Source organism: Limnospira sp. PMC 289.06 (assembly GCF_032350395.1).
Taxonomy (GTDB): domain Bacteria; phylum Cyanobacteriota; class Cyanobacteriia; order Cyanobacteriales; family Microcoleaceae; genus Limnospira; species Limnospira platensis.
The window spans coordinates 1-12,999 of sequence record NZ_JARPLC010000128.1 but is presented as its reverse complement, the minus strand read 5'-3'; the positions used below and the strand labels follow the sequence as shown (position 1 = coordinate 12,999).

Below are 12,999 nucleotides of genomic sequence, written 5' to 3'. Positions count from 1 at the left end.
AATTGACGGCGGTTGGGGGCGGGTTTATTTAGACTGTCGTTAATCACAACATTGACGGCGGTTGGGGGCGGGTTTATTTAGACTGTCGTTAATCACAACATTGACAGCGGAACCCGCCCCTACCCAATTATTAATTATCAATTATTAATTATTGCTTCTGGCGCAACGAAAACCAGCAAAAATTTCGCGGACATGGGGATAATACCAATTTCGAAAACTGCAACGCATAGCCCAGGGACGAGTTGTCCAACTACCACCCCGCAAAACTTTATGTTGGTTATCAAAATAAGTTTCAGAATAACCACGATAGGGATAAAACTCAAATCCTTCATAACCCATAAAATTACTGCTAGTCCACTCCCACACATTACCTAATAAATCATAAACTCCAGCGGCGCTCACTCCTGAAGAATACCTATCAACGGGAGTAGTTAGGGGTTGATTAGTAATATTTTTACCCAGGGAATTACAGTTACAATTTTCTGGTGTAGGGGGTTCTTCGCCCCAGGGATAAGTGCGTTTTTTACCAGCTTTACTATCCCAACTAGCGGCTTTTTCCCATTCGGCTTCTGTGGGAAGTCTCTTCCCGACAAAATTACAATAGGCTTCGGCTTCATACCAACTCACACCACAAACGGGGTGATTATCTAAACTAGGGTTATCAGTCCAATAAAGAGGTTGTTGGTTATGGTTATGCTTAAGCCACTCCCAACCATCATTAGACCACCATTTAGCTTTATGATAGCCTCCCGCTTCGATAAATTGGCGATATTGACCGCAGGTGACGGGGTAAGTATCAATCCAATATTGATCTAAATAACAACTATGAAGGCGGCGTTCATTATCCATTGCGTCAATGGCTTTATTTCCCATGGTTAACTCTCCGGCGGGTATTTCTACCTCTGAAACTGACAACATAGGAACATCATAAAATAGGGAAAAATCGCTGTTTTGTACCTCAAATCTATATAATTGTAGGACTATGGCGATGGTTTCTCCGTGTTGAGATTCATGTTGGATAATAAACCGCCATAGCCTTTCCTGTGTTTCTATAGGTGCGGTTTCTAAGTATTTGATAACTTGGATTCTCACCAGGGATAAATACTCTAAAATAAACTCTAAGGAAGGAAGCTGAACTCGTCGATTTTTGGGGAGACCATCAGCGGTGAACAGTTGCCTATATTCGGGATATAATGGTTGATATCCTGCACATTCTTCTAATAGCCAATAGGCTTCTGTAAAGGCTATATGCCCTAAATGCCAACCCACAGGGCTAAAGTCGGGGTGAGGTTGGGCACAGAGGGTTTCTCGGTTAATTCCTTCAATGAGTTTTAAGGTGCCGAGACGGCATTCATGCAGGGCGTGATAAATGGTCTGTTTGAGTGAGGGGGTAGATATGGATATCACAATCTTCTCCGACGCTAATTATACTTTGTTCTGGGCAAAGATGCCACTTTCCCGGAAATAAAGGCTCCGAAGCAATGATAACTGATTCTGGGAAGTTTTTATCATTCTTTAACCAGTAAAGACTGGGAGGAGTACCGGCTACAGCATACCGGGAAGCTACCATTTGCTTTCCATCACAAATAATCATATTAGCCAGAACCCGCACCTGCATTTTATGGGCGATTTTCTCAATGGTATATAATGTTTGTTCGAGGGCGGAAATTAGATCGGCTATTCCTTGACTTTGTAGGCTATCCTTAAACAGGGCAAATAGGTGTTCTGAGTCGGTGTTACCTTCTATTAAACGATAGGCTTGGTCTGTGAGGCGATCGCGAATTGGTTTATATAGAGTTTCTCGGAAATCCTGAATATAACCATTATGAATAAACATCAGTTTTCCTGACTGGAAAGGTTGACAGTTATTCAAGTTGACGGCTTGACCAGGAGTGGCGCTGCGAACATAAGCTAAAATTCTCCCGGACTCAATATAGCGACTGAGAGGAGTTAAGTTTAAATCACTCCAAATTGGCTGAATATTACGATATCGATAGGGTTCTGTATCGGCGGTGGGATGATACCAACCCATTCCAAAACCATCGGCATTTAGCAAGGCTTCCCGCATTTCCTTGGGTTGGTAACTTTGCACAATTAAGGAATGTTCCGGCTGACACAAAATTTGCTCAAGTTGAATCGGAGATCCGATATAGCCCAGTAAACGACACATAGTTAATAATTCGAGATAACCAGTAAAAATTAAACCAGAGACAGGTCATGCTGTCAGCTTCCATTGTTCACTAATTAGACTGATTAACAGCCTGATTAATGCTTACCCATTCCACCAAAAAACTTGATTTTAACATGATAGCATGATTCGACATCACCAGTCAAGTATACCATACTAATTGTCATTGTCTATCGCTTGACTTGTGGATATTTCCATTCGTATGTATTGGGGAATACAAAATTGGTCATAGAAACGGAGATACTGGGTTCTAAAGACCGAACATGATGCCACCAACCCACGGGAATAAAAATTACCTCTCCGGGTTCTAAAATAAATTCCATGGGTCTCACATTTTGAAATAATGGATATTTCTGATAGTCAGGATTTTCTAAATCTACTTGGCTGAAAACCCCGATATAGTTATACAAAAAAGGTGTTTGATAGGGAGGAATCATTCTTACCAATTTACGACCAGAAACTTGGGCTAATAATAAATTAACCGGGTCGTGATGCAATGGGGTAACAGTTCCGGCGGGTCCATACCAGAAGAAGATGCAACCTGATGTTTGCGTGGGGTCTAAATACTCTGTGAATATTTCGAGATCATTTAATAATCCTTTGAGTTCAGGACGGTCTAAGTTTCGATTATTAGCTACCATATAATAGTCGTTGGTTTGTTTACCGGAAACAACCGAATCAATATAATCAGCAAATAGCACGGTTTTTTGATGGCGCTGTAGGTTGATTTCATAGTCGGGGTCAGCTTCTCTTCCGGCTTGAATTTCGACCGTGGCTTGTCCGTAATTCTGTTTAAGATATTCTGGATTCCATAATTCTAACGCCCGCCAATTCTTCATGATATCAGTTAAAATCAAGGGGGTATTTTGGGAATAGTAACTCTCCAAAAATTCCGACCGAGATACCCAGGGTTTGCGGTCAATGCTGGGAGAGACTTCTGAGAGAGACGCTAATTGACTCTGAATGGTCAGCATTGACTCGACTTTTTGCAAGAGTTGGACAAACTGCTTTCCGGCTTGTAAATAAGGGTGACTTGTGGCTTGATTAACTGCCTCTAAAGCTAGTTTGATATCTATTCCCTGTTCTACCATTTTCTCGACTAAAATATGGTCAGGAAAATCCATGAGTTTATTAACTGCGATCCACTGTTGCCAATGGTCAGATAATTTTGGTGATGGAGGTTGATTATTGACTGGAAGAGGCTGTTGATGCAGCCACTCTAAGCTAACTTTTTGGTCGGCGTGTATGGTGATATTAAGGGGGGGTAAGGTAATTTGTTTGATTTCCGGTTGAGTCATCACTTGATATAAAGTTAAAACGGTGGAATTTATCTATTAAATCTGTGGGGATTTTCAGGATTAATTATTGGTGGTATGAAATCGCCAAAATTGACGACTACTCCACAGAAAAGCTATGCCAAAGCTGAGGTTAAGTAAACCAATCATGGCGTTTCCCCAGCCTAGGAATTTGATGGTAAAACCGATCGCGATCGCCACGGACATAATAGCTAAGGTAATCCATCCAAATCGTGCTAAAATCGGATGGGGTGTATCGGTTTGAGGTTCTCTGATCCAGTCAACTAGGCGATCGAACAGGACTTGACCCGTAAATAATCCGATAGTCAGGGAAACCATCGCCCATAGGGCGTGCCATTCATCTAAGAATAGCAGATAAGGCAGGTGAAACCATAGAATTGCACCGATCGCTAATAAACCCAAACCTGTTACCATCCAAATGATACCAGTTATCCATAGTGGTGTGATTGTTGGAGATGAGGGATTTTCCATAGTTTAGATTTATTTCCAAAGCCAGACCGACCCAGACAGCCATTAAGACACAGCCAGCCTGGGAAGTTTTGATCAATTATAGATTAAGGTAACTATTCAGGCGGGCAACCATAAATAGTTGCCCTTACCTGTTAGGGATTATCTGGAAACTAGCATTTTAGGTAATTTTCCCAAACATATCCTTCCATGACAGGGGTATAGATATAAACCCACTTACCATCAGGCGATCGTTCCCACACTTCCACCTCCACACCATCCGGCAGACTACCAATAATTCTACCACGAGGGGTAGCCCGAACATTCAGGGGAGTATCAGTCGGATCAGCGACAATACAGACGCGGGCAATTGACCTCTGATCTGCTTGTGTCTGGCTATTGCTTTCATCCCGATACCTTTGCCAAATCGACTCTCTGGCTACCGCCACACTATGGTTAATAGTCAGGAGAGAAGCAACCCCTAAAAATAATAATCCTATTCCAATCCGCCGCCATTTACTCATGGTTCAACACTCCTTATGTGGGTTAATGAAGCGGTAAATGCACCTGGAAAAGGATTGACAACTGACCATCTGAATTATAAATCAAATCTCCCCAAATTAATCATCTGATTTTTTTGATAACATTTCGGTAAATTTGAGCAAGGTTTCTACATAGCGATCGCCAGCCACCTCCAGCACATCATTATGACCAGCCCCTTCAACCCAGAGAGACATTTTCGGGCCGGCAAAATCATCATAAAGCCTCTGTCCATGGTCAAAGGGAATCACGCGATCGCGATCGCCATGTATAATCAAAACCGGAACCTCGACATTTTGAAGATTAGCCAAATTAGGGAAACGGTCAAAAGGAAAAATAGGAATCCGTGTTACCACCCGAAATGTACTAATAAAACCGCTTTCAATCACCAACCCCCCCACTAATTTCCGCGCCGCCAGGTGGGTTGAGGGACCACTACCGACCGATCGCCCGTAGACAATAATACGCTCAGGGGGAACCTGCAAAACTTGGGTAAGATAGTAATAAGCGGCCTCTATGGCTTGATAAGCGCCCGCCACGGAGGGTGTGCCGCCACTAAGCCCATAACCGGGATAGTCATAGGCGAATACAGAAAAACCTATATCCCGTAGACTCTCCAGGCGAGGCCGAATATCCCCCAAATCTTCAGCATTGCCGTGGCTGTAGAGAATGGTATACTGAGCGGTGGGATTGGGGAGATACAAAGCAGCAATGGGCACTCCGTCCAAGGTAGTCAGGAAAGTCAAATCCTCGGTTTTCTCATAACTGGGCGGACGAGGCAAAAAAATCAGGCGATCGCTTTTAAAATATGCCCAAACACCGACTATTATATAAATCGCCAAGATGGAAGTAACTATCCGGCGCAGAGAAAAGTCTCCAATAACCCATTTTCTGATTTTGGCATTATTCATAGATGATGAGGACCTAACATGGCAATGGAATTTCCCGACGACCTAAAATATTTAGATAGCCACGAGTATGTGCGTCTTGATGGCGAAATTGCTACCATTGGTATTAGCGCCTTCGCCGTTGACCAATTAGGTGATATTGTGTTCTTAGAACTACCCGATGTCAATGATGCCTTAGAGAAAGGCGAAACCTTTGGTAATGTAGAATCGGTCAAAGCCGTTGAGGAACTCAAGGCTCCCGTTAGTGGTACAGTTGTGGAACGTAATGATGCGATCGTAGAAGCACCCGAGGAATTAGCCGATGACCCCTATGGAGAAGGTTGGCTGCTGAAAGTCCGCATAGGCGATGAATCAGACCTTGATGATGCCCTATCTGCTGATGAATATAGGGTCTTAGTCGAAGGGGAATAAACCTGTCAAAAACCAATCTGGTCTAAGACTGGGGGGCAGAACTTGCAATTTTTCCCGTTTTGTTTTAGACTGCCCTATCAAATAGAACATTAGCATTAGTTTTCACTGTCTATGTTGTGGTTATGGCGATCGCCTGTGCGTAAGTCAAGCCAGATCAATCCCTAGGGTTTGGTATCCGAAAACTGCGACATTGAAAACAGTTTTCTCTTGCCATTTAGTTCTAACTGGGTTATAATCAATACAGCCCAACCTATATCCCTGCTTTAACCTAATTCAGGATCTCGCCATGCAGACCACAGTTAGTAACCAACTCAAATCTGAAAGCCTGGAGTTGCTGCGCGAGTACCAGCACTCCCCGTCTAACAGTATCCGTAATCAACTCGTTCAAATTAACATTGGATTAGTCCGTAAAGAAGTCCACCACTGGCTCAACCAATGTACGGAAAGCTATGATGATTTGTTACAGGTGGGCTGTATTGGCTTGATTAGAGCCATAGAAAGGTTTGATATGTCTAAGGGTCATGCCTTTAGCTCCTTTGCGATTCCCTACATTCGCGGGGAAATTCAACACTATTTGCGCGATAAAAGCCCCTCGGTGCGGGTTCCCCGTCAGTGGCTAACTCTACTGCGTAAAGCCACCCCATGTATTCAAGAGCTACAAGTAAAGTTGGGACGCAAACCCACCGATGTCGAAATAGCCTCAGCCCTAGAAATTTCCGTAGAGGAATGGAACCAGGTTAAACTGGCTTCCCAAAATAGATCTCTGTTGAGTTTAGATGCACCCATTCAGGACGAAGAAGAAGGATCAACCAGCCTGGGTGATTTAGTCCCAGATACTCGTTACCGCAGCTTCCAACTAGCCCAAGAAGATCAAATTCGTCTCCAGCAAGCACTGGGACATTTAGAAGACGGGACTCGCAAAGTTTTAGAGTTTGTGTTTCTCTATGACCTCACCCAAAAAGAAACAGCCGAAAAATTGGGAATTAGCGCCGTTACAGTCTCTCGGCGAGTTAAACGGGGTTTAAGTCTGCTCAAAACCATGATGAATGGCCCCTCTGATTCTGATAGGTAGCCAAATAGATAGACCAAAATAATTAACAAAAGCCCGATCCATTGCGTACCGGGCTTTTTTAGTGAATGGGGAATGTTGATTTTGCGGTTTTCTGAGTGTACTTCTGGACAAAGTAGATAACATCATGATAAAATCGAGTCCGTGATAAAAATATATTATTAAGTAAAGTTAAAAAGGTGTTGAACAAGAACAATACCTGACCAAGAATAGAATTAAAATTAACTTATAATAAGGTACGGGTTAACTCACGTTTAATTCATCGGATATCATGTCTAATAATTGGTGCTATAGGTACATAGGAGCAGCAAGCGATCGCTTTATCTGCTATATGGAAGGGTCAGACGCACTTAATCAGTATCCCGATTTTAGAGATAGGCACGCTCGCGCTGATCAGTTAATTAATGAGCTGTTAGGGTCAGATCCTTGTCTTTTTTATGTCCGAAGACACGGAGGAGCAAGACAGCCTGAATACGAAATCATAGAACTGACTATAGCAACAGATAATGATGATTTTTCCGTACCAAAAAAATTGGAAAGCCGTCGAAAGATATTGCAATTTTGGACGACTATTCGGCAAGATGGGAGTGGATGCCTGGAGATAAATAGAATTAATTTTGTCGATAAATACAGAGGAGAAAGGAATGCGTTTTCTACCCCTTTTTTGATTCATCTATTACCCCATGTACCAAGTAATCTTGGTATTCCGACCGAAGCATGGGAACACATAGTGACCATGCCCATCTGTAGCGATTATGTACCTACGAAAAAGCAAGTAAACGCATGGGGACAGTATTTAAAAATTGAACGCCGGACAGCCGAAAAACGACAATTTTGCATACCTTTTGTGAAACACAACTATCCGGCATCCAATAAACGTATAACTTTTCAAATCAATTCAGATCTGGCAACAAGCAATGGATCACTGTCACTCACTAAAGAGGAGTTTTGGCAGCGAGCCGGCGCAGCCAGAAACGGATCGGTAAAATTATTTACAAGCTCTGATTTAATAAGCGATAAGAAATGTGGACAAGAATTGGGGGAAATTGAAGTCATAGAAAGTACCAAAAATAAGATAAAAATTAAGATTGATCCTAATATTGCTGAGTCTCTAAACGATGGAGATTTAGAGTTACCTGAAACCGGTTTTTTGTTTTTTGAAGATATTGGCAGTCTAGTTCAGATCCGCTGGCAAGAAAAAGCATTGAGTAACTTGCAGGAGGGTCAAACCCACAATCCTTTTCTAGGTGAGTTTTTCTTTGATGCGGCTAAAGCCAGGGCGCTATCTGAAATTTCTATAATATCCCAAGCAGATTTATTATTGCCCGAAGCTAATGCCAGTCAAATAAACGCAGTAGAAGCTGTTTTAAATGCCGAGGATTTGATTTTGATTCAAGGTCCCCCGGGGACGGGTAAAACTACGGTGATTGCTGAAATCTGTTATCAAGTTGCAAGTCGGGGAGGGCGCACGTTAGTGGTATCTCAAGCTAACCTTGCCGTAGACAATGCTCTGAGTCGCTTAACTCACCACCCGGTATTGCGTCCGTTGCGAGAGGGAGATACCCGTGCAAAAGTTGGTCGAGAAGGAGAGCCTTTTTTGACTCATAATGTCATAGAAAGATGGTTAGAAAAAACTATTGATGATTGCCAAAAACGTTTATCAAAACAGCAGGAAATTTTCTTGGGATTGCGCCCATTGTTGACCCATTTAATCCGATTTCAAGACTATCTAGAAACAGAGATAAATTTTCCCGAACAAGAGCGAATACTGAGATCTAGAAAAACAGAGTTAGAAGAAGTTTGCAACGAGAAGAATAACTTGTTGAACAAAATTGATCAACAATGTCAACAAGTAGGTAATCTGATTGCGTATCTAAATTCGCTAATTAAATCGAACGCAGTCTTTCATTCTGAAAAGTTGACAAAATTGGATTCTTTGAACAAAAAAAAAGCCGAATTACGAACCGCTCTCAGTGAAATTAGTGACTACGAAAATGTAGCAAACCAAAATATTTTTAAGGTGTTACAAGAATCCTTAAATCGTCGCATATTAATTGACGACAAATCTTTGTATTTCCCACCTCAGATAATTGCTTTTTTCGACAAAAATAGATTTCAATATTCGCCTTTAAAAGATATTTTAAACACTCTTTTTATGGAAATGAATCAGTTGATATCTACATGGAAAAGTTGGGATGAATTTTGCACAATCAATAATGAGATATATTGGTTGATTTTTAAACATCAAAATTATATAGATAGTCACCATCCTCGCGAACGCGATATCAACCGATTGTATGAAAAATTGAAAAATAAAAATATAACTGACGGTCGAAAAATTTTAAACTTTTTACTCAAAACAATTCAATCAATATATGATTCTGATGCTCCAAAAAATTTGTATGATAAAGCATTAATTTTGGCTGCAATTAAAAGGTGGAACAGAGAAATAACCGCTCCCCCAAAACCAGTTGATGCCGAGCTAATATTATCGGATATTGTAGCCCGTTTTGTGGTAAATTTGAAAATAAAAACACAACAAATATTGGAAGAAATAAATTGTGAAAATGACATTCAAATGATTGAAATTCAGACCGAAATTGATAATTTAGATCAGATACAAAATCAGTTTTCTGAACTTGACAAAATCAAAAATTATTTGACTGAAAACTTCAATGGATTACAAAATGATCGCGATGAAATAAATAATGAAATGGTAGAACTCAACAATGAAATCAGTGAATGTAATGAAAGCATCCGGATTTTGAATAAAAATCTGACCGAACAAAGGACGTGGTGGAAAAATATCTGGGATAATATTCCGGACAGCTTAAAGCCAGAGATTGATACTGAAAGAATATTTTTAACCGATTCTTTAACAAATGTTCAGCAGTATTTTGAACCTTGGGGGGAATATCTTACTCAAGCCGAATCGTATCTTGAAAGGTATGAAGATACTATGACTCAATGGATTGAGCGGTTACGCAATCCATCAAATGATGATTTGGCAACAATCGAAAAACAGTATTTAGATAATGTCAATGTGGTTGGCATAACCTGTATGAAAGCAGCCCAATGGAGTTTTTCTCAAAGATTTAGCCAATTTGATGTTGTCATTGTTGATGAAGTTAGTAAAAGCACTCCACCAGAATTGTTGATTCCTGCACTAAAAGGGAAAAAGATTGTCATGATTGGCGACTATCGCCAATTACCTCCTATTCTGACAGAGGAAAATTTGGATGAACTGGCAGAGGAGCTTGCAGTTCCCAGAGAAAGAGTTGAATTTTTAGAAAAGTCTTGGTTTCAGCAGCAATTTGAAATGGCAAAAAATGCAGACAAAGGGATAACACAAAAGCTCAATATCCAGTACCGTATGCACCCTCAAATCATGGAAGCTATCAACCAGTTTTATGATGAAGGAGATGGAGGTTTAAGTTGTGGATTGCCAGACCCAGACAACCAGCGTGCACATCATTTGGACTGTCAGCTTATTCGTGAAGATCAACATATAGGATGGGTCAAAATTCCAGCATCCGCTAATTTTAGAGAACAACGCATCGGAACTTCTTATCAAAATGAGAAAGAAGTTATTTGCATACAAAAAATTTGCGAAAATATAAACAAAATTTGGGCTGACAAGGTTGCCAACGGTCAACCCAAAAAAGAGATCGGTATAATTACCTTCTATGGCGCTCAGTTAAGACTTATTGATGAGCGAATTTCTGGGGGGGACACTTATCTTAACCTTGACATACGAACGGGAACAGTTGATAGATTTCAAGGCATGGAAAAACCAGTTATCATCGTTAGCATGGTTCGCAACAATCAGCAAGGAAGAGTCGGATTTGCCAAAACTCCAGAGCGAGTTAATGTGGCATTTTCCAGAGCAAAAGAGTTATTGATTATTGTAGGATGTCACGATCTATTTACCCAAGTTCAAATTTATCAAGAAGTCGCAAAAGTGGTTCATAAGTATCAAGGTTTTATAGATGTTTCTACCCTTCTTTAATTGACCTATGGATTTTTTGTTAGAACAGCTACGAGAAAAGTTTGAATCTCCCGATCTATTATTTGTCAATGGAGGTTATCTTCGCTATCAAGTGCGCCAAACTACTGTACAGGTGGCAATAAGCAAAACCCGGACAGCAGATATATTTGAGGAATTTGTCTTAAAATCTGCACTCGATCTTAGTCCTTCTCCAACAACAGATGAAATCGCCGATATGCTGGGAATAGATCCAATGTTAGTTCGGCAGACTATCGATAAGCTTACAAGTTCCAAAAATTTGAATATCAATTCCGATGATTCTACGCTTAAGGTTGAACCTCTCACACAAAAAATATTTGCCGAAAAACTTTCCATTTTATACCCTCAAAATCCAAAGAATATCTATGTCATTGAAGATTTTTTGTCGGAAAATATTTTGATCACAAAGAAACCGCTTAGTTCAATTTTCTTGGGTTCAGATGAATTGGATAATTTCTGTGACCAATCAAACAACTCAGATGAAAGAGAAAATTTTCAATCATCAATACAAGATTTTTTTGGTGAGGACGAGCAAATTTTTGTAACAGGTTTCCAGGAGATTGAGTCGAAAAAAATTTATCGGGCGATCGGTTTATTGATTTTTAAAGATTTAAACTGTCATCAACACTTAATCAAATATTTCATATTACCAGATAACTATAGCCAAATTAAAGATTCAACCGAAATAGAAAATGATATAAAAAACCTTAAAAATCTAGATAAAATTGACATTAACAGTCTTTTGAGTCATGATTTCAATCATCATGATGAAATTGAAGTTGACGAACCATCTCTAAATGAACCTATACGAGTTTATATCGGCTTACCACGACATCTAGCCAACAAGATATTGTGGGTTGATCGTAGATATAGAACTAATCCTCTATCTCATATTCCAGGTGGAAGTGATGTGGTAGTTGAATACCATAATGGGCAAGTTTTAGGGTATGACTGGATCAAAAAACCTTGGGTTTATATTAGAACTTTTTTTGCAGGATTGATAGAGTATGTTGATGATGAATTTGAGAGTCTGGATGAGATAATTCAGCTTCAAATGACTAAAAGTAAAATCTCAAGAGTTTATGCCAGAAAATACAAAAATGAGGAAGAACGAGCTGATACTGATTTTCAAGAAGTATGGAATTCACAAACGGCTAATGAAATGCCATGGACATCCTTGAAAAGATTTGCATATCAATCCTCAAAGCAATATTACCGTCATTTGAATTTACCTTCTGACTCTCAGCCAGCCAGTTTACTCGACTACTATGGATATGAACCAGAATATGAAGATCCAATAGATAAGGCTGAACGACTGTGGGGTATTCCCGATCCTAGGTTGGTGGAGGATTGGTATTAAAATTCCAGACACCCGAGGTGAGACTTTATTTATCTCCGCTGCTTAAAAAGAACACGATCGCTCGGAGCGTGTCATATATAGAGAACGGCGACTTAAAAACACTCAAAAACAATGGCACGAGATCTGCTGGGATTTTTAAAATTGTTGGCAGAACGGGGACAGTGCGGAAGGGTGCGGAAAATAGCAAAAAGCTGGAAATTGCGATCGCCCTTGGTGTTGATCCGTTGATTCAGATACTCCGATTCCGGTAGACTTGTCATAGTCGCTGTTTGCGGGGTTGTAGAGCGGTTATGGGGTGCAGTTAGAGTGTAAAACGTGAAACGGTGGATTTGGAAGTTAGGGGCAATTCTGAATTTGTACTACAAAGAACTATCACACCGGGTGAAGTTCTACAGGATGATCCCTTTGGCGACCACATAGGCTGTATAGGTAGCCAAATAGATAGACCAAAATAATTAACAAAAGCCCGATCCATTGCGTACCGGGCTTTTTTAGTGAATGGGGAATGTTGATTTGGTGGTTTTCTGAGCGTACCCCTTGACAACTGATATCAGTTAATGATATCAATAAACTGTTATCAACATCGGTGATAATGCAGACACTTCCTCCAAAGACTAATCAATATCGAAAACTGCAAGTGGTAGATGGGTTAAATGGGAAGCGTTTATACAAGTTAAGTGACTTGGCTGGCGATCGCTTTAGTTTTTCTGTATGATGATTATGGCCATGAGTA

Annotated in this window: 11 protein-coding genes and 1 pseudogene; 6 read left to right on the top strand and 6 right to left on the bottom strand. The window is 40.5% G+C overall.

Going from position 1 to position 12,999, the window contains the following annotated elements:
- Positions 1–144: 144 nt before the first annotated feature.
- The 6 genes from egtB to P5674_RS19740 form a co-directional block, all read right to left on the bottom strand.
- On the bottom strand, positions 145–1,407 hold the full coding sequence (gene egtB, locus P5674_RS19765) for an ergothioneine biosynthesis protein EgtB (RefSeq protein WP_006617903.1): 1,263 nt from the start codon (positions 1,405–1,407) through the stop codon (positions 145–147).
- Complete coding sequence (gene egtC / locus P5674_RS19760) at positions 1,352–2,170, bottom strand: ergothioneine biosynthesis protein EgtC (RefSeq protein ID WP_006617902.1); 819 nt, start codon at positions 2,168–2,170, stop codon at positions 1,352–1,354. The genes egtB and egtC overlap by 56 nt, the downstream gene beginning before the upstream one ends.
- 188 nt (positions 2,171–2,358) lie before the next feature.
- The gene (locus P5674_RS19755) at positions 2,359–3,486 is read right to left on the bottom strand and encodes a cupin-like domain-containing protein (protein ID WP_006617901.1); all 1,128 of its coding nucleotides are present in this window, start codon (positions 3,484–3,486) and stop codon (positions 2,359–2,361) included.
- Positions 3,487–3,546: 60 nt separating this feature from the next.
- A complete protein-coding gene (locus P5674_RS19750) occupies positions 3,547–3,975 on the bottom strand; it encodes a hypothetical protein (protein WP_006617900.1) in 429 nt (142 codons plus the stop codon).
- 149 nt (positions 3,976–4,124) lie between these two features.
- Positions 4,125–4,475, bottom strand: a complete 351-nt coding sequence (locus P5674_RS19745) for an SH3 domain-containing protein (RefSeq protein ID WP_006617899.1) — start codon at positions 4,473–4,475, stop codon at positions 4,125–4,127.
- Between the two features lie 96 nt (positions 4,476–4,571).
- Positions 4,572–5,402, bottom strand: coding sequence for an alpha/beta hydrolase (locus P5674_RS19740; protein ID WP_006617898.1), 831 nt, complete (start codon positions 5,400–5,402; stop codon positions 4,572–4,574).
- An 18-nt stretch (positions 5,403–5,420) separates the two neighbouring features.
- Here P5674_RS19740 and gcvH point away from each other — a divergent pair, with 18 nt between their 5' ends.
- From gcvH to P5674_RS19710, 6 genes and pseudogenes are all read left to right on the top strand, one after another.
- On the top strand, positions 5,421–5,810 hold the full coding sequence (gcvH, locus tag P5674_RS19735) for a glycine cleavage system protein GcvH (RefSeq protein ID WP_014275200.1): 390 nt from the start codon (positions 5,421–5,423) through the stop codon (positions 5,808–5,810).
- 286 nt (positions 5,811–6,096) lie between these two features.
- Positions 6,097–6,882, top strand: a complete 786-nt coding sequence (locus P5674_RS19730; protein ID WP_006617896.1) for an RNA polymerase sigma factor SigF — start codon at positions 6,097–6,099, stop codon at positions 6,880–6,882.
- Positions 6,883–7,150: 268 nt separating this feature from the next.
- The gene (locus P5674_RS19725) at positions 7,151–10,888 is read left to right on the top strand and encodes a DEAD/DEAH box helicase (RefSeq protein ID WP_126277488.1); all 3,738 of its coding nucleotides are present in this window, start codon (positions 7,151–7,153) and stop codon (positions 10,886–10,888) included.
- Positions 10,889–10,895: 7 nt separating this feature from the next.
- Complete coding sequence (locus P5674_RS19720) at positions 10,896–12,266, top strand: hypothetical protein (protein WP_006617894.1); 1,371 nt, start codon at positions 10,896–10,898, stop codon at positions 12,264–12,266.
- Positions 12,267–12,586: 320 nt separating this feature from the next.
- Positions 12,587–12,721: pseudogene (locus P5674_RS26650) on the top strand (UbiD family decarboxylase domain-containing protein); the annotation flags it as partial.
- Positions 12,722–12,858: 137 nt separating this feature from the next.
- Complete coding sequence (locus P5674_RS19710) at positions 12,859–12,981, top strand: hypothetical protein (RefSeq protein WP_286131313.1); 123 nt, start codon at positions 12,859–12,861, stop codon at positions 12,979–12,981.
- Positions 12,982–12,999: the final 18 nt, after the last annotated feature.